Here is a 17638-nt window from a genome sequence, read left to right as displayed (position 1 = left end):
CGCAAGTCCACCCTGGTGGCCTCGCTGCTGACCATGGGCATCTCGACCGTGGTGATCGGCCTGCTGCCCGGCTACGAGCAGATCGGCGTCATCGCGCCGCTGCTGCTGGCGCTGTGCCGCTTCGGGCAGGGGCTGGGCCTCGGCGGTGAGTGGGGCGGTGCTGCGCTGCTGGCCACCGAGAACGCCCCGCCGCGCAAGCGCGCCCTGTTCGGCACCTTCCCGCAGCTGGGGGCGCCGATCGGGTTCTTCTTCGCCAACGGCCTGTTCCTGCTGCTGTCCGAGCTGATGGACGACCAGGCGTTCCTGTCCTGGGGCTGGCGGGTGCCGTTCCTGGTCTCCGCGGTGCTGGTGGTCGTCGGCCTGTGGGTGCGGTTGAGCATGCACGAGACCCCGGCGTTCTCGAAGGTCGTGGCGCGCAACGAGCGGGCCAAGGTGCCCTTCGCGCAGGTCTTCCGCAGCGACTTCAAGGCCCTGGTGCTGGGCACCTTCATCATGCTGGCCACCTACGTGCTGTTCTACCTGATGACGGTGTTCTCACTGTCCTACGGCACGGCCGACACCGGGCTGGGCTACGAGCGCTCGTCGTTCCTGGTCATGCTGATGATCGGGGTGGTGTTCTTCGGCCTTACGGTGCCGGTGGCGGGCCTGCTGGCCGACCGCTACGGGCGGCGCCCCACGCTGATCACCACCACCAGCGCGATCATCGTCTTCGGCCTGCTGCTGGGGCCGTGGTTCGGCGCGGGCTCCATGGTCGCGACCCTGTCGTTCCTGATCGTCGGGCTGGGCCTGATGGGCATGACGTTCGGCCCGATGGGCGCGGTGCTGCCGGAGCTGTTCCCCACCGCGGTGCGCTACACCGGTGCGTCGGTGTCCTACAACCTGGCCAGCCTGCTCGGCGCCTCGGTCGCGCCCTACATCGCGACCTGGCTGGCCAGCTCCCACGGACTCGGCTGGGTCGGTGTCTACCTGGCGGTGGTGGGCGCGATCACGCTGATCGCCCTGCTGGTCAGCAAGGAGACCAAGGAGGCCTCGATCGAGGATTGAGCCGATCCGCGCGAGCAGCTCCGCCAGCGCCCTCGCGCGGGTGATGCGGACTTCGCCCCGCCCGGCCCCGAGCCGGGCGGGGCGAAGTCCGTTCCAGGCAGGTCCTCAAGGCAGGCGCCCGGATTCGCGCAGCTCGTCGAGAAGCCGGTCGACGAACGCGGTCTGCGCCGGGTTGAGCTTCTCGCGCGCGGTGGCCGGATCGCACCACAGGGCGCGGTCGACCTCCGGGAACAGCTGGCGACGGCCCGAACGCGGCGGCCATTCCAGCTCGAACTCGTTGCTTCGCAGGGAAGCCACGTCGAAGTCGCCCTCGACTGCCCAGGCGGTGACGACCTTGCCGTTGCGCTGCTTGACCTCTCCGAGCGGGAGCAGGTCGCGGTTGGTCAGCGCGGTGCCGGTCTCCTCGGCGAACTCCCGGAGCGCCGCGGCCTGCGCGTCCTCGTCCGGGTCGTGCTCGCCCTTGGGTACCGACCAGGCACCCGCGTCCTTGTTCTTCCAGAACGGTCCGCCCGGGTGGACCAGCAGCACCTGCGGGGCACCCTCGACCAGCCGGTACAGCAGGACGCCGGCGCTTCGCTTGCTCATGCCGCCAGTGTCGCGCACCGGAGACCTGGCGGGATCGGCGGAACCCGTCGATGCTGGCAGTGTGGAACGGGTCTTGCTGCACGTGGATCTTGATCAGTTCATCGTGGCCGTCGAGCTGTTGCGCCACCCCGAGCTGCGGGGACGGCCGGTGCTCGTCGGCGGCAGCGGCGACCCGACGCAGCGCGGCGTGGTGGCCGGGGCCTCCTACGAAGCCCGCGCGGCCGGGGTCCGCTCCGGGACGCCGCTGCGGACGGCGGCCGCACGCTGCCCGGAGGCGGTGTTCCTGCCCGCAGACAACGAGACCTACCTGGCGGCCTCGGCCGACGTGATGAACGCGCTGCGCGACCTCGGCGGCATCCTGGAAGTGGTCGGCTGGGACGAGGCGTTCATGCTGGTCGACACCGAAGACGCCGAGCAGACCGCCCGCGTCGTCCAGCAGCAGGTCCGGGAGCGCACCGCGCTGGCGTGCTCGGTGGGCATCGGCGACAACAAGCTCCGCGCGAAGCTCGCCTCCGGGTTCGCCAAACCAGCCGGGGTGTTCCGGCTGGAGCGGGCCAACTGGGTCGAGGTCATGGCCGAGCTGCCCACGGACGCGCTCTGGGGCGTCGGCGCGAAGACCGCGAAGAAGCTGGCCGCGCGGGGCATCACGACCGTCGGCGACCTGGCCCGCACGGAGATGTCCGAGCTGGCTGTCGAGTTCGGCCCCAACGTCGGGCCGTGGCTCGTCGCGCTCGCGCACGGCTACGACTCGACGCCGGTCACCGACGAGCCGTACGAAGCCCGCTCGCATGGCCGCGAGGTGACCTTCCAGCACGACCTCCGCGATGTCGAGGAGATGCGCGCGGAGGTGCGGCGCCTGTCGCACGTGGTGGCCGCCGACCTCGCCGCGGCGGACAAGCTGGCCCGCCGCGTCGTGGTCAAGGTGCGCAACTCCAGCTTCGCCACGCACACCCACGGCGTGTCGCTGCCGAGCCCGACGCGCGACGCCGAAGCCATCGAGCGCGCCGCCCGCTCCGCGCTGGACCGCTTCCCGCTGGACCGGCCGGTCCGACTGCTCGGAGTCCGCGCCGAACTGCCGCGCACCGGGGCTTAGCCCTCGGCCGCCGCGGACCCGAACCCGGCCGCGATGGCCAGGAAGACCTCGGTGCAGCGCTCGACGAGCTCGCGTTCGTCGAGCAGCAGCGTGCCGTCGAGCCAGGCAGTCAGCGCCTGCGCCAGCCCACCCACGATGAAGTGCGTGGTCAGCTCCAGGTGCGGGCTGTCGGTGATGCCGTAGAAGTCCTGCGCCTGGCCACCCAGCAGCGCGGCGAACAGCCGCGAGGAGTCCAGCCGCCGCTGGGCGAGCAGCGGGCTGCTCAAGCTCACCGAGAACAGCAGCCGACCGCGCCGCGGGTCCTGCCCGATCGTCCGCACGATGTTCTCAAGCCCGGCGCGGACCTTCGCCCGCTCGTCCGGTCCCGCGGTGGTCACGGCCTCCAGTGTGGTGGTAGCCAGGTGGTCCACCACGTGGTCGTACACCGCTGCGGCCAGCGCGTCCCGGTCGGCGAAGCTCTCGTAGAAGTAGCGCGTCGCCAACCCCGCCTGCTGGCACGCGCCGCGCACCGTCAGGGCAGGGCCGTCGCCGGCGGCACCGAGCAGGTCCAGACCGGCCTCGAGCAGCTGCGCCCGCCGTTCCGCCCTGCGGTGATCGCCCTGCACCCCGCCGTAGACCCGCAGTGGTGACGTGCTCATGGGCTCATCTTGACAGATCGGCGAGGCCGCTGGTTCCCTATCTGGAAACGGTCGTGTGCAGAATTGGCCTAGGCGTGGGAGGGCAGCGGACGGTGGCTGTTCCGGAGGACGCGACCACCTCGGTCAGGAATGCGGTGACCGGGGCGGGGCTCCTCGCGGGCAACGCGAACGTGATCATGCAGCTGGCCAGGCCCGGGGTGGGGTACGGCGTGGTGGAGAGCCGGGTGGAGAGCGGGCAGCTGTTCCGCCACCCGGTCAAGCGGACCCGCACGACGCTCGCCTACATCGCGGTCGCGACGATGGGCACCGAGCGCGAGCGGGAGCTGTTCCGGCGGGGTGTCAACCGAGCGCACGCCCAGGTGCGCTCGACCGACTCCAGCCCGGTCTCATACAACGCCTTCGACACGGATCTCCAGTTGTGGGTGGCAGCGTGCCTGTTCAAGGGTTTCGAAGACCTCCACCTCCTCTTCTTCGGTGAGCCCGACGCCGAGACCGCCGAGGCGTTCTACCGCGACGGAGCAGCCCTGGGCACGACGCTGCAAGTGCCTCCTGATGCCTGGCCGAGTGACCGCGACGCGTTCGAGCACTACTGGACCGAGTCGATGGACCGGATCTCCATCGACGACACGGTGCGGGACTACCTCCTCGACGTGACGATGTTGGCCTGGCTGCCGCGCCCGCTGTCGCTGCTGTTCGGCCGGTTCAACCGGTTCGTCACCACCGGGTTCCTGCCCGATCCGTTCCGCGCGGAGATGCGGCTGCCCTGGACCGCGCGGGATCAGCGCCGATTCGACCGGATGATGGCCGCGGTCGCCGCGGTCGTCCGCTGGTCGCCGCCGGTGCTGCGGCGCTTCCCGTTCAACCTGGTCCTCTGGGACCTCCGCCGCCGTATCCGGACCGGCCGCCCGCTGGTGTGACCGGCGGACGACGCGACGCCGTCAGGGCTCGCGCGGGCGGGTAGTACCTGCCTGCCCGGGGTGTCAGACCTCCTCTCGAATCGACCACTGTGGACGTTCCTGGACGTCGTCAGCTGTTCGCACGCTCGTCACCTGTCTGGTGGTGGACTGCGCCCACCAAACATGAAAGATTTTCTGATCAGTTCGATGATCAGGGCGCATGGACTGGAAACCGACATGGCAGGGATTGACAGGCGCGGCTTCCTCCGGGCTGCGGGCATGACCGGTGCGGTACTCGGCGGCGGGTTGCTGGGCGCGGCACCCGCGTTCGGGAGGGGCACGCGACCGCAGCTGGCGCACAGCGCAGGCACCACGCTGCAGTCCGTGGCGCAACCCGAAGCGGGCGAGGGCTACCGGCGGCTCACCGCTGGTCCCGGGTGGCCGCAGGTGGTCCGCACCGACCTGGTGGTGGGCAGGACGGACCGCGTCGACCGCCGGGTCCCGGTGGTCGCGTTCACCCAGTTCACCGACCTGCACGTGGTCGACGCGCAGAGCCCGGCCCGCTTCGAGTACGTCCACCTGCTGGCCGGTGGCGCCTTCCGGCCGCAGGAGACGCTCACCGCGCTCGGCGCGGCGCACCTCGTGCACCGGGTGAACTCCCTGCCCGGAGCCCCGGTGACCGGGCGCCCGATCGACTTCGTGATCACCACCGGGGACAGCACCGACAACCACGAACTCGCCGAGCTGGACTGGTACTTCGGCGTGCTCAACGGTGGCCGGGTCGCCCCGAACACCGGCGACCCGAACGCCTACGAAGGCGTGCAGGACTCCGGCGACCCGCTGTACTGGCACCCCGACGGGGCCGTCGCGGACCGGTACCGCGAGCTCGGGTACCCGGTGCTGCCGGGACTGCTCGGTGACGCCCTCCGCCCCTTCGACAGCCCGGGGCTGCGCATGCCCTGGTACGCAGTGTTCGGCAACCACGACAACGCCGTCGTCGGCACGGTGCCGGACCAGCTGGTACCGGGCCTGGTCGACTGGTACACCGGTTCGCGCAAGATCATCGGCCGGGACGAGCGGGAGAAGCGCGAGATCGTGGCCCTCATGGAAGGGCGGAGCCAGCAGCGGACGGCCAGCGTCGTGGACACCCGCACCGGGCTGATCCGCACCGTCACCCCGGACGAGCGCCGCAGGCCGTTCACCACCGAGGAGTTCATCCAGGCGCACCGCGACCCCGCCCACACCGGTCCCGGACCGGTCGGCCACGGGTTCCGCGCGGACCACGACGAGCCCTACTACACCTTCCCAATCGCGCCCGGCGTGACCGGTATCAGCCTGGACAGCACCAACACGGCGGGTTTCGCCGAGGGGTCCCTCGGGCTGGCCCAGTTCCGCTGGTTGGAGGAGGTGCTCACCGCGGGCAGCTCGGAGTACTACGACGAGCTCGGCCGCAAGCAGCGGCGGCCGGTCACCGACGAGCTGTTCCTGCTGTTCAGCCACCACACCAGCGGCACCATGACCGCACTGCTGCCCGACTTCCGCCGACCCGGCGAGATCCGCAGGAGCGGGGCCGCGGTGCTGCGGCTGCTCAAGCGCTTCCCGAACGTGCTGGCCTGGATCAACGGGCACACGCACCGCAACACGATCACCCCGCACCACGCCGACGACCCGGCCTGCGGCTTCTGGGAGATCAACACCGCCTCCCACGTCGACTTCCCGCAGCTGGCCCGGGTCATCGAACTGGTGGACAACGAGGACGGCACGCTGTCGCTGTTCACCACGCTGATCGAAGCCGACAGCCCTTACCAGGCCGACTACGACGACCGGTCCCCAGCCGCGCTCGGCGCCCTGTACCGGGAGCTGTCCTTCAACGACCCGCACACCGATCTGGCCCAGCTCGGCGAACTCGGTGACCGCAACACCGAGCTGCTGGTCCCCGGTCGCATGCCGACCCGGTAGCGGCCGTCTCGACGAGCACGGTCCGGCGGATTCGCCCACCCTGGGAGTGTCGTCCTGCACGGCGCTGGGAGGGCCGGGATGAGCGAGTTCGGGCACGTGGTGGTCGGGGTGGATGGCTCCGCCGTGGCGCGCAACGCCGCGTGCTGGGCGGCGCGCGAGGCCGCTCGGCGCGGGGTCGTGCTGCGGATCGTCTACGCCGATCCCACCACCGCGCCCTTGCTGCCGGAGCTCCCCGGCCTGCACTGGCCGAAGGAGCACCGCGACCAGGTGCGCGAGCAGGTCGCGCACTGGCTGGACGTCGCGGCGGCCGCGGCGCGCGAGCAGGCTCCGGAGGCTGTGGTGACCACGGCAGCCTGCTCGGGCTCGCCGGAGCGGGTGCTGATCGCAGAGTCCGACACGGCCGGTCTGGTCGTCGTGGGCGACCGCGGGTTCGGCGGGTTCACCGGGCTGCTCGCCGGAGCGGTGGCGGTGAAGGTCGCCGCGCACGCGCGGTGCTCGGTCGCCGTCGTGCCGGACACCGGTGATCCGCTCACCTTCCCCGTCACCGGCCCGGTCGTCGCCGGCGTCGACGACGACAGGTCCGCCCAACCCGTGCTTGAGCACGCCTTCGCCGCCGCCTCGGGCTGGGGCGTTCCGCTGCACGTGGTGCACACCTGGGAAGTGGTCGGCATCGACCTGAAGTGGTTGCGCGGGCGGCTGCCCGCCGACGCGGTCGAGGAGGACGAGGCGCGGTTCGTCTCGGAGGCCCTCGCCGGTTGGGGCGAGAGGTACCCCGACGTCGAGGTGCACAGGTTCATCGGGCGCGGCGCAGCGACCGCCGAGCTGCTCTCGCGAGCGCGGGAGGCGCAGCTGGTCGTGGTGGGGGCACGCGGTCGAGGCGGGGTGGCGGGGGCGCACCTGGGCTCCACGAGCCACAAGCTGCTGCACCACTCGCCATGTCCGGTGCTGATCGTCCGCACCTTCACAACCGCATGAGCTGTTGGCGGGGCAGGGCCCGACCGCGATCGCGCTGATGACCTTGTTCCAGCGGTACTTCGACAACATGGCAGGGTCTCCTCCTCGTCCTTCGCGGTGATTCGCGCGACCACATTCGGGAAGTCCATTGTGGACGCAAGTCAGGCGGGTTGGTTCGCATTGGGCGGCAACCAGTTTCGAAATATACTGTCGACTGTCGTGACCTCGAACTGAGCGCCTTGCGTGATCCCAGTGTTCCACGATTCGAACGCGGTTTCGAGCGATTATCGGTCGCCCGATGAGGTGATCAACTTTGAGGGAAGTTCACTTTTCCGTTGTGTAGGGTGGGTTTCGTCGAGCGGAACCTGATGGGCAGCTGAATCACTTTGACGGGGCGATGAACTCGCGCGGTCACGTGGTTCCGTGTTCGGCTGCATGGGCGAGCCCTCGTCGCAGCGAAGCGTGCCGTCGGACGCGGCGCGACCTGGAGATACACCCTCATCGGAGCTCGTTTTCCGCACCACATCGGGGAAAGCGTCCGTCCGGTCGTCGGGGGAGTGTCGACGTCCTGGCGCGGAGGCGCGAGATTCGCTGGGGTAGGCCCTTGACTGCGATCACCCGACTTCCCATGCTCGGGAAGCCATGCTTCGGCGCCCATTTCGATGAGGAGTGGATATGAAGACCAAGGCCGCACTGCTGCACGGTCCGGGCAAGGACTGGGAAGTCGATGAGATCGAGCTGGGAGATCCCGTTGCCGGAGAGGTGCAGGTGCGGCTGGCGGCATCGGGGCTGTGCCACTCCGACGAGCACCTGCGCACCGGTGCCAGCCCCGTGGCGTTCTACCCCGTCGTGGGAGGCCACGAGGGTGCCGGGGTGGTCACGAAGGTCGGCCCCGAGGTGTCGGGCTTCAAGGAGGGCGACCACGTCGTGCTGGCGTTCATCCCCGGCTGCGGCACCTGCCGCCCGTGCGCGCGGGGCATGCAGAACCTCTGCGACGCGGGTGCCGGGCTGCTGACCGGGCAGGCGATCTCCGACGGCACCTACCGGACGACGCACCGGGGCAACCCCGTCGTGCCGATGTGCCTGCTGGGGACCTTCGCGCCGTACGTGACGGTCAACCAGGCGTCGGTGATCAAGATCGAGGACGACATCCCGCTGGACAAGGCCGCGCTGCTGGGCTGCGGGGTGTCCACCGGCTGGGGCTCGGCGACCGAGATCGGCGGCACGCGTGCCGGTGACACCGTGGTCGTGGTGGGCGTCGGCGGCGTCGGGATCAACTCGGTGCAGGGCGCCGCGGCGGCGGGTGCGCGGTACGTGGTGGCGGTTGACCCGGTCGAGTACAAGCGCGAGAAGGCCCTGGAGTTGGGCGCCACGCACGCCTTCGCCTCGATGGAGGAGGCCGCCGGGGTGGTCTCGGAACTCACCTGGGGGCAGAACGCCAACACGGTGGTCCTGGCCATCGGTGACACGACCGGGGAGCACCTGCAGCCAGCGGTGTCGATGACCGCCAAGGGCGGCCAGGTGGTGGTCACCGGCATGGGGCACTACGCGCAGGTCGACGCCAAGCTCAACCTCTTCGAACTGACCCTGCTGCAGAAGCGGGTGCAGGGCGCGATCTTCGGCGGGGTCAGCCCGCGCACCCAGATCCCGCGGCTGCTGGAGCTCTACCGGCACGGCACGCTGAAGCTGGACGAGCTGGTCACCACCACCTACCGGCTGGAGGACATCAACACCGGGTACCAGGACATGCGCGACGGGAAGAACCTGCGCGGCGTGGTGGTCTACGACGACGCCGACTACTGATCGGCCTGGGCCGGGTACCGCTTCGCGGTGCTCGGCCCGACCGGCGGCCACGGCTCACGAGTCGGCGAAGGACATCCCTATGGCGGCCAGGTCTTCCCCGAGGCCCCGGATCGCTCCAGGGCCCACGCCGTGGATCTCCAGCAGCTCGGCCGGGGTGACCTCCGCGAGCTGGGCGTACCGGGTGTACCCGTGGGCGGCCAGCTGGCAGCGGGCGACCTTGCCGATCCGCGGCGTGAACTCGTTCTGCCCGGTGGTCATCCCGGCCTCCCGGCGTCTCGACCCGCTCCGGGGCTAGTCCTCGGCCCCGAGGCGCGGCGAGTCGGCGAATGCGGCGGCGAGTTCGCGCATGGCCGCGTCCAGCAGGTCGGTGAGCTCGGTGCCGGGTTCGTCGAGCCACCGCTCGTAGGCGGCGAGCGCGACCCCCAGCGTCGCGTGCGCGATCGTCTGCGGTGCGAGGTCGTCGGCCGGGTGCCCGGTGCGCTCCCCGGCGAACTCGGCGATGACCTGCCGCCAGGCCTGGAAGCGCAGGGTCGAGTGGGCTTGCAGCGTGGGGATGCCGAGGATCAGCCGCATCCGGCGCCGGTGCGCCGGGAGCTGGTCCCGCGGCACCCGGTTGAACTCGACCAGGCAGTGCCGAATGCAGTCCATCAGCGGGGTCCCGGCGGGGGAGGCGCGCAGGTCGGCGCGCAACCGGGCCAGTTCGGCGTCGAAATCGCCCCACGGGATGTCGTTCTTCGACGGGAAGTAGTGGAAGAACGTCCGGCGCGCGATGCCTGCGGCGCGCGCGATGTCGCTGACGGTGGTGCTGTCGAACCCCTGCTCGTCGAACAGGTCGAAGGCCACCTGCTCCAGCTCGGCGGCACTGGTCACGCGCCGTCGTCCACCGGGTCGCGCGGTTGCTCCAACAGTGTTGCGCTCCAAGAGTTCCTGCCCTGGCCCTTCCAAAGTGCACCGGGTGCAAATACGGTGACGGCGGTGGATCGTTCAACGTCGACAGGAGCATCCCATGGCTGAGGAGCAGGTCGAAGCGGGAACCACCGAGCCGGTCGTCGAGGAGGAGCTGCTCGTGGAGGAGGTCTCGATCGACGGGATGTGCGGGGTCTACTGATGACTACCGCGGCGGAGTTCGACACGGGCCTGGGCTACCGGTTGAATCCGCAGGTCGCGTTGCGCCCCGAACCGTTCGGGGCGCTCGCGTACCACTTCGGCAACCGGAAGTTGTCGTTCTTGAAGGTTCCTGAACTGGTCGAGCTGGTGCGCGGGTTGGGCGAGCACGCCAGCGTCGAGGACGCGTTGCTGGCCGTGCCGCAGGAGCGGCGGCCGCAGTTCCGGCGGGCACTGGCCTCGCTGGCCGCCTCGGACATGATCCGGCCCCGTTGACGGGAGTGGAGACAACGTGACTGCGGTGGAACCGGTGCCTTCCCTGGTCGAGCAGTTCAAGGGCGGATTGGACGCCCCGATCTGCCTGACGTGGGAGTGGACCTACGCCTGCAACCTGGCCTGCGAGCACTGCCTGTCGTCCTCCGGCAGGCGTGATCCGCGGGAGTTGAGCACCGCCGAGATGAAGGCGGTGGTCGACGAGCTGCAGCGGATGCAGGTGTTCTACGTCAACGTCGGCGGCGGCGAGCCGACGGTGCGACCGGACTTCTGGGAGCTGCTGGACTACGCCGTCGAGCACCAGGTGGGGGTGAAGTTCTCCACCAACGGCCTGCGGATCGACCGCGAGCGGGCCGAGCAGCTGGCCGCCACCGACTACGTGGACGTGCAGATCTCGCTGGACGGCGCCACGCGCGAGGTCAACGACGCGGTCCGCGGGCCCGGCTCGTTCGACATGGCGGTGCGGGCGTTGCGGAACCTGTCCGACGCAGGCATGCGGGACTTCAAGATCTCGGTCGTGATGACCAGGCAGAACGTCGCGCAGCTCGACGACTTCCGGGCCATCGCGGACCGGTTCGGCGCACAGCTGCGGATCACCCGGTTGCGGCCGTCGGGGCGCGGCGCGGACGTGTGGGACGAACTGCACCCGACCGACGCGCAACAGCACGAGATCTACGCCTGGTTGGTCGAGCACGGCGACCGGGTGCTCACCGGTGATTCGTTCTTCCACCTCAACGCGCTGGGGTCCACGCCGTTGCCGGGGCTGAACCTGTGCGGCGCGGGTCGGGTGGTATGCCTGATCGACCCGGTGGGTGACGTCTACGCCTGCCCGTTCGCGATCCACGACGTCTTCAGGGCGGGCAACGTCCGCGACGAGGGCGGGTTCGCGCGGGTGTGGCGCGAGTCGGAGCTGTTCACCGAGCTGCGCCAGCCGCAGTCGGCCGGTGCCTGCCAATCGTGCTCGGCGTTCGACGCCTGCCAGGGCGGGTGCATGGCGGCGAAGTTCTTCACCGGTCTCCCACTGGATGGCCCCGATCCGGAATGCGTCAAGGGGCACGGCGGGACGGCGCTGTCCGTTGTGGACAGGGCGGGGCTGCCGAAGGCGTCGCAGGACCACTCCCGGTCGTCCCGGCGCAAGGTGGGCTTGGGGCTGCCCACCGTACCGGCCAAGCCGTGCGACTCCAGCCCGCTGGTGGCCGGTGGATGAACCTCGTGGACAGCGTGCGGCTCGGGCCCGCCGATGCACCGTCCAGGGTGGTGTTCGGGCCGCACGAGACGAACTTGGGCCGTGGGCGGGCCATCTCGGACCGCCACGTCGCCTACTACCGGGCCCGCGCGGCCGGTGGTGCCGGTGTGATCGTCACCGAGACCGCCAGCGTGCACGCCTCGGACTGGCCCTACGAACGCGCTCCGCTGGCTGCTGAGTGCGTTCCGGGGTGGTCGGCTGTCGCGGAGGCCTGCCGCCCGCACGGCACGGTCGTCCTCGCCGGGCTTGGTCACGCCGGGTCGCAGGGTTCCTCGGCGTTCTCCCAGCAGGCGTTGTGGGCGCCGTCGCGGGTGCCGGACGTGGTCAGCCGCGAACTGCCGATGGAGGTCGAGCAGGAGCAGATAGACGAGCTGGTGGCCGGTTTCGCTGCGGCGGCGCGGTCGGCCGTGCGCGCCGGGATGCACGGAGTGGAACTGGAAGCCGGCCAGTTCTCGCTGCTCAGGCAGTTCCTCTCCGGGCTCACCAACCAGCGGTCGGACCACTACGGCGAAGACCGGGTGCAGTTGTTGCACCAGGTGCTCTCCGCCGTCCGCGACGCGGTTGGGGATGGTGTCGTGGGCTTGCGGTTGTCCTGCGACGAACTCGCCCCGTGGGCGGGCATCACCCCGGAGCAGGCCGCCGAGATCGCTCGGGCGGTGTCGAAGCGGATCGACCACCTCGTGGTGGTGCGTGGCTCCGCGATGGCGACCTCGGCGACGCGCCCGGACCTGCACACCGAGCCCGGCTTCAACATCGACCTCTGCCGCCAGGTCCGCGAAGCCGTGCGCGCTGGCGAGCACGCGCCGCGGGTGGTCCTGCAGGGCAGTGTTGTGGACCCGGACCAGGCGCAGCGGGCGTTGGAGGACGGCGTCGCGGACCTCGTCGAGATGACGCGGGCGCAGATCGCCGAGCCGCGGTTGGTCGAACTGGTGCGCTCCGGGCATCCGGGGCAGGTCAGGCCGTGCGTGCTGTGCAACCAGAAGTGCCGGGTGCGGGACAACCGCAACCCGATCGTCTCGTGCATCGGCGAACCGTTCAGCGGTCACGAGGCGACCGAGGAAGTCGGTTCGCCCACGGCTCCGCGGACCGTGCTGGTCGTCGGCGGCGGCCCGGCCGGGATGGAAGCCGCGCGGGTGCTGGCCCGGGACGGGCACGAAGTGGAGATCGTCGAGCGCGCTGACCGGCTCGGCGGGACGTTGCTGCTGGCAGCGGAGGTGGGCGGTCGTGCTCGGCTGCGGCGGCTCGCGGATTGGCTGGAGGCGGAGGTCCGTCGGCTCGGGGTGCGCATCACCCTCGACACCGAGGCCACGGACGCCGACCTGATCGGCCGGGACGCGGTGGTCGCAACCGGCTCGCTGCCGGGGCCGCGCGCCTACGAGGACTTCGGCGGCACCATCCTCGACGTCACCGACCTGTTGGCGGGCGCCGTGCTGCCGGAGGGACCGGTCATGGTGTTCGACCCGGTCGGCGACGCGGTGGGCGTCGGGGTCGCCGAGCTGCTCGCCGATCGGGGACGGGACACCGCCATCGTCACCCAGGACCAGATCGTGGGCACCCAGCTCGCCCTGACCGGCGACCTGGCCGACGCCAACGGGCGCCTGCAGCGCGCCGGGGTCCGCTTGGAGAAGCGTGCCCTGCTGCGTGCGGTCCACCCCGACCACGTGGTGCTGGAGGACGTCTTCACCGCCCAGCGCCGCGACCTGCCTTGCGCTGCGGTCATCCACTGCGGACACCGCCTGCCGAACCCGGAACTGGCCGGGACACCGCGCGCCGGGGATTGCGTGGCACCCCGCACTGTCCACGAGGCGATCCTCGAAGGCCGCCGCGCCGCCCACCGGATCACCGCGCTCGAGGGCGTGCGATGAGCGGACACCGGTACCTGTTCTCCCCGCTGCGGATCGGCCCGCTCACCGTCCGGAACCGGATCGTGTTCTCCGCGCACCTGACGAACTACGCCCAGGACGGGGTGCCAACCGACCAGCACGCCGCCTACTACGCGGCACGCGCGGCGGGCGGCGCCGGGCTGATCATCACCGAGGAGCACTCCACCCACCCGACCGACTGGCCCTACGAGAAGCTGATCCACGGCTTCCGACCCGAGGTGGTGCCCGGGTACCGGCGGATCACCGAGGCGGTCCACGCCCACGACGTGCCGATCCTCGCGCAGCTCAACCACAACGGTGGCCAAGCGTCCTCGATGTACTCGAGGCTGCCGGTGTGGGCCCCGTCCGCGGTGCCCGACCCGATGTTCCGCGAGGTGCCCAAGGCGATCGACGCGCACGAGATCGCCGAGGTCGTGGCCGGGTACGGCACCGTGGCCGGGCACTGCGCGGAAGGCGGTTTCGACGGCGTCGAGCTGCAGTGCTCGCACTCCTCGATCGTGCGCGGCTTCCTGTCCCCGGCGACGAACGCGCGCACCGACGCCTACGGCGGGCCGCTGGCCAACCGCGCCCGGGTCCTGCTGGAGATCATCGACGTGGTCCGGGAGGCCATCGGACCGGGCCGGGCGCTCGGGGTACGGCTGTGCGGGGACGAGCTGATCGAGGGCGGCACCACCATCGACGAGGCAGTCGAGGTCGCGCGGATGGTCGAGGCAACCGGGAAGGTCGACTACATCAACACCTCGATCGGCGTGGCCACCTCCACGCTCTACATGATCGAGGCGTCGATGACCATCCCGCCCGGGTACGCGCTGTTCATCTCCAACGCGATCCGCCGCGCGGTGGACCTGCCGGTGGTCGGCGTCGGCCGGATCAAGGACCCGCTGCAGGCCGAGCGCGCACTGGAGGAGGGGCACTGCGACCTGGTGGGCGTGGTGCGGGGCCAGATCGCGGACCCGGACTTCGCGGCCAAGGCCCGCTCCGGGCACCGCGGCGACATCCGGACCTGCCTGTCCTGCAACCAGGAGTGCGTCGGCCGGATGGGCCTGAACCGCTGGCTGGGCTGCATCGAGAACCCGCGCACCGGACGGGAGGCCACCCCGCTGCCAATGCCGCGGGCGCGCAAGCGGGTGCTGGTTGTCGGCGGCGGGCCAGCGGGCCTGCAGGCCGCCGCGACCGGGGCGGAACGCGGCCACCACGTCACCCTGTTCGAACGGGAACCGACCACCGGCGGCCAGGTCGCGGTCGCCGCCACCGTGCCCAGCCGTGCCGAGTTCCTCGACGTGGTCCGCAACCTCCGCGCGGAGTGCGAGCGCTTCGGCGTGGACATCAAGACCGGTGTGGCGGCCACGGCGGAGATGCTGCGCGCCGAGCACCCCGATGCGGTGGTGCTGGCCACGGGCGCCCGTCCACAGCCGGTCCACTGGGCGGGGGAGGCCGAGCGGGTTGTCGATGTCCGCGACGTGCTGGAGGGCCGGGTCGCGCCGGAGGGCGAGGTGCTCGTGGTCGACGAGCTCGGCTTCCACCAGGCGGCGTCGGTCGCCGAGCTGCTGGCCGACCGCGGGTGCCGGGTGCAGATCACGACCCCGGGGATGGTGGTCGGCCAGGACCTGGGCGTGACCCTGGACCTGGAGACGTTCAACATCCGGGCGCATGCGAAGGGCATCGAGCAGCGCACGGACGAGGTCGTGATGTCCGCGACCGCTGAACCCGGTGGGGTGGTCCTGCAGATCCTCAAGCACACCACCGGGGGCACGACCGAGGCACGTTTCGACTGGGTCGTCTGCGCAGTCCACCAGGCGCCCGAGGACGGGCTTTGGCACGAGCTGAAGAGCTCGCCATTCGCGCTGCACCGCGTGGGCGACTGCATCGCCCCGCGTCGCGCCCACGCCGCAGTGGTCGAAGGACACCGAGTGGCGGTGGGCTTGTGACCGAGCTGCCCGACCTGCTGGCCGTCGTGGTCGTCCGCGACGCGGCGCTCCCCCTTGGTGCCGACGAAGCCACCGCTGAATGCGGCGGAGCGGTCCTGCTGGTCGGGACGGGCACCCGCGCTGCCGCCCGGGAGCTGTTCGCCGCGCGGAAGGCTTGGACCTGCGAGGTGCCACGGGTCGCGCCAGGCGCACTGGCCGTGGCACTCGCCCCGGTGCTGCACGACGTCCCGGTGGTGCTGCTCCCGGCGTCCCCGGACGGTCGTGATCTCGCCGCCAGGATCGCCTTCCACGCCGACCGGCGGCTCCTCGCCGGGGCCACCCGGTGCACCTCGACGCACGTCGAACTGTCCAGGGTGGATGATCGGCTGGCGGTGGAGGTCGAACTCGACGGTCCTGCCGTGGTCACGCTCCAACCGGGGGCGCGAGGAGTGCCCGAACCGCTGCCGTGCCCGGAACCAGTCGAGCTGGTCGCAACGCTGCCCGATGACGTCCTCGACGCCGAGGCGGTCCAGGTCCTGGAGCCCGACCCGGAAACCGTCGAGCTCACCGAAGCTGAGCGGATCCTCGGTGCGGGCGCCGGCTTGGTCCGGCCAGGCGAGGACGGTCGCGCTGTGATGCGCACGCTCACCGAGGTCGCCACCGCACTCGGCGCCTCGACAGGGGCGACCCGGGTCATCACCGACGCGGGGTGGGCCGACCACGACCGCCAGATCGGCACCACCGGGGTGGTCGTCAACCCGGACCTCTACGTCGCCCTCGGCGTCTCCGGCGCGTCCCAGCACGTCGGCGGGCTCGGCCGCCCCGAGCACGTGATCAGCGTGAACACCGATCCGTCCTGCCCGATGACGGCGATGGCCGACCTCGGCATCGTCGCCGACGCCCCCGCGGTCCTGCACGAACTCGCCCGCCGACTGAACGGAGCCACCGATGAGCGCTGAGCGGGTGGACGCGGTGGTGGTCGGCGCCGGGCCCGCGGGCTCGGCGGCCGCGCTGGAGCTGGCCCGCGCGGGGCGCAGCGTCGTCCTGCTGGAACGCGGTCCCTTCCCGGGCGCCAAGAACGTCTACGGCGGGGTCGTCTACGGCCGGGTCCTCGACGAGGTCCTGCCGAACTGGTGGGAGGAGGTGCCGGTGCAGCGCTGGGTGACCCGCCGCAGCACCATGGTCCTGACCGGCACCCAGGCGCTGACCATCGACTTCCGCACCCAGGACTGGGCGAGCGCGCCCCACAACGGCATGACGACCTACCGCGCCGACTTCGACTCCTGGCTGGCGGGCAGGGCGGTGGCGGCGGGAGCCCAGCTGGTGACCTCGACGGTGGCCACGGGGTTGCTGCGCGAAGGTGGGCGGGTGGTCGGGGTCCGCACCGACCGCCCGGACGGTGACCTCCGCGCCGACGTGGTCATCGCCTGCGACGGCGTCAACTCGTTCCTCGCCAAGCAAGCCGGGCTGCTGCCCACGACCGACCCCGCGCACCACACCCTCGGCGTCAAGGAGACCCTCGCGCTGCCGCGCCGAACCATCGAGGAGCGGTTCGGGCTGCGCGGCGACGAAGGCGCGGACTTCGAAGTCCTCGGCTGCACCGGCGACATCCCCGGCGGCGGTTTCCTCTACACCAACCGGGACGCGGTCAGCGTTGGCGTGGTCCTGTCGCTGCCCGGGTTGGCCGAATCGGGCCGCCGTCCCGAGGACGTGCTCGCCGACTTCAAAGCCCACCCAGGCGTCGCCCCCTACCTGCGCGGTGCGGAGCTCAAGGAGTACTCCGCGCACCTGATCCCCGAAGGTGGTTACCGCAGCATGCCGCCGCTGAGTACCGACGGCATGCTGATCGCCGGTGATGCGGCCGCGATGTGCCTGGCCGCCGGGATCTGGCTGGAGGGCGTCAACTTCGCCATCGGATCCGGGCTGGCCGCGGGACGCGCGGCCGCCGAAGCCATCGCCACCGGGAGCCGCGACCTGAGCGGTTACCGCAGGCGGCTCGAGGACAACTTCGTGCTGACCGACCACCAGAACCTGCAGCGCGCGCCCCACCTGGTGCTCTCCGAGCGGGTCCAGCGGCAGTACCCGAAACTGCTCTGCGACCTGGCCCAGGAGGTCTTCACCGTCCGCAACCCGGAACCGAAACCGGGATTGCGCAAGCTGTTCCGCCGCACCGCCGCCCGGCACGGCATCCGCCTGCGCGAACTCGCCGCGGACGCCTGGGCGGGATTCCGGACCTTCGGTTGAGGAGCGACC

General features: G+C 71.1%; 17 protein-coding genes. 13 read left to right on the top strand and 4 right to left on the bottom strand.

Annotated features, from left to right (window positions below; all coding sequences use genetic code 11):
* Positions 1-1044 (top strand): MFS transporter (locus ABT324_RS15480; protein WP_351176820.1); only part of this gene is annotated, 1044 nt, incomplete at its 5' end.
* 105 nt (positions 1045-1149) lie between these two features.
* On the opposite strand, the gene ABT324_RS15475 is transcribed toward ABT324_RS15480, so the two are convergent.
* On the bottom strand, positions 1150-1629 hold the full coding sequence (locus tag ABT324_RS15475) for an NUDIX hydrolase (RefSeq protein ID WP_351176817.1): 480 nt from the start codon (positions 1627-1629) through the stop codon (positions 1150-1152).
* A 61-nt stretch (positions 1630-1690) separates the two neighbouring features.
* Between ABT324_RS15475 and ABT324_RS15470 the strand changes: the two genes are divergently transcribed.
* A complete protein-coding gene (locus ABT324_RS15470; RefSeq protein WP_351176814.1) occupies positions 1691-2722 on the top strand; it encodes a DNA polymerase IV in 1032 nt (343 codons plus the stop codon).
* Here ABT324_RS15470 and ABT324_RS15465 read toward each other — a convergent pair.
* The gene (locus ABT324_RS15465) at positions 2719-3360 is read right to left on the bottom strand and encodes a TetR/AcrR family transcriptional regulator (RefSeq protein ID WP_351176811.1); all 642 of its coding nucleotides are present in this window, start codon (positions 3358-3360) and stop codon (positions 2719-2721) included. The genes ABT324_RS15470 and ABT324_RS15465 overlap by 4 nt on opposite strands.
* A gap of 92 nt (positions 3361-3452) precedes the next feature.
* Between ABT324_RS15465 and ABT324_RS15460 the strand changes: the two genes are divergently transcribed.
* The 4 genes from ABT324_RS15460 to ABT324_RS15445 all read left to right on the top strand — a co-directional run bounded on the left by ABT324_RS15460 (position 3453) and on the right by ABT324_RS15445 (position 8972).
* Positions 3453-4277 (top strand): oxygenase MpaB family protein, encoded by an 825-nt coding sequence (locus ABT324_RS15460; protein WP_351176807.1) that lies wholly within the window; start codon positions 3453-3455, stop codon positions 4275-4277.
* Between the two features lie 216 nt (positions 4278-4493).
* On the top strand, positions 4494-6215 hold the full coding sequence (locus ABT324_RS15455; RefSeq protein ID WP_351176804.1) for a TIGR03767 family metallophosphoesterase: 1722 nt from the start codon (positions 4494-4496) through the stop codon (positions 6213-6215).
* A gap of 78 nt (positions 6216-6293) precedes the next feature.
* Positions 6294-7190 carry a universal stress protein gene (locus tag ABT324_RS15450; RefSeq protein WP_351176801.1) on the top strand — a complete coding sequence of 299 codons (897 nt, stop codon included), beginning with the start codon at positions 6294-6296 and terminating at the stop codon, positions 7188-7190.
* Positions 7191-7844: 654 nt separating this feature from the next.
* Complete coding sequence (locus ABT324_RS15445; protein WP_351176798.1) at positions 7845-8972, top strand: NDMA-dependent alcohol dehydrogenase; 1128 nt, start codon at positions 7845-7847, stop codon at positions 8970-8972.
* 54 nt (positions 8973-9026) lie between these two features.
* On the opposite strand, the gene ABT324_RS15440 is transcribed toward ABT324_RS15445, so the two are convergent.
* Both ABT324_RS15440 and mftR read right to left on the bottom strand, forming a co-directional pair.
* Entirely contained in the window at positions 9027-9230 is a 204-nt protein-coding gene (locus ABT324_RS15440; protein WP_351176795.1) for a helix-hairpin-helix domain-containing protein, read from the bottom strand.
* A 33-nt stretch (positions 9231-9263) separates the two neighbouring features.
* Positions 9264-9842 (bottom strand): mycofactocin system transcriptional regulator MftR, encoded by a 579-nt coding sequence (gene mftR / locus ABT324_RS15435; protein WP_351176792.1) that lies wholly within the window; start codon positions 9840-9842, stop codon positions 9264-9266.
* A gap of 136 nt (positions 9843-9978) precedes the next feature.
* On the opposite strand from mftR, the gene mftA reads away from it, so the two are divergent.
* The 7 genes from mftA to ABT324_RS15400 are packed head-to-tail and all read left to right on the top strand — an operon-like array spanning position 9979 to position 17629.
* The gene (gene mftA, locus ABT324_RS15430; protein WP_093149417.1) at positions 9979-10080 is read left to right on the top strand and encodes a mycofactocin precursor MftA; all 102 of its coding nucleotides are present in this window, start codon (positions 9979-9981) and stop codon (positions 10078-10080) included.
* Positions 10080-10352, top strand: a complete 273-nt coding sequence (mftB, locus tag ABT324_RS15425; protein ID WP_351176789.1) for a mycofactocin biosynthesis chaperone MftB — start codon at positions 10080-10082, stop codon at positions 10350-10352. The genes mftA and mftB overlap by 1 nt, the downstream gene beginning before the upstream one ends.
* A 16-nt stretch (positions 10353-10368) precedes the next feature.
* Positions 10369-11556, top strand: coding sequence for a mycofactocin radical SAM maturase (gene mftC / locus ABT324_RS15420; RefSeq protein ID WP_351176786.1), 1188 nt, complete (start codon positions 10369-10371; stop codon positions 11554-11556).
* The gene (locus tag ABT324_RS15415; RefSeq protein WP_351176783.1) at positions 11553-13460 is read left to right on the top strand and encodes a mycofactocin system FadH/OYE family oxidoreductase 1; all 1908 of its coding nucleotides are present in this window, start codon (positions 11553-11555) and stop codon (positions 13458-13460) included. The genes mftC and ABT324_RS15415 overlap by 4 nt, the downstream gene beginning before the upstream one ends.
* Complete coding sequence (locus ABT324_RS15410) at positions 13457-15406, top strand: mycofactocin system FadH/OYE family oxidoreductase 2 (RefSeq protein ID WP_351176780.1); 1950 nt, start codon at positions 13457-13459, stop codon at positions 15404-15406. Before ABT324_RS15415 ends, ABT324_RS15410 begins: the two co-directional genes overlap by 4 nt.
* Positions 15403-16344, top strand: coding sequence for a mycofactocin-associated electron transfer flavoprotein alpha subunit (locus tag ABT324_RS15405; RefSeq protein WP_351176777.1), 942 nt, complete (start codon positions 15403-15405; stop codon positions 16342-16344). Before ABT324_RS15410 ends, ABT324_RS15405 begins: the two co-directional genes overlap by 4 nt.
* Positions 16334-17629: an FAD-dependent oxidoreductase gene (locus ABT324_RS15400; RefSeq protein WP_351176774.1), complete on the top strand. Its 1296-nt coding sequence runs from the start codon at positions 16334-16336 to the stop codon at positions 17627-17629. The genes ABT324_RS15405 and ABT324_RS15400 overlap by 11 nt, the downstream gene beginning before the upstream one ends.
* Positions 17630-17638: the final 9 nt, after the last annotated feature.

Source organism: Saccharopolyspora sp. NPDC000359, from assembly GCF_040300525.1.
In the GTDB taxonomy this organism is placed as follows: Bacteria; Actinomycetota; Actinomycetes; order Mycobacteriales; family Pseudonocardiaceae; genus Saccharopolyspora.
Note: the sequence above shows the minus strand (reverse complement) of the source record. Positions and strands in the feature narration are given on the sequence as shown.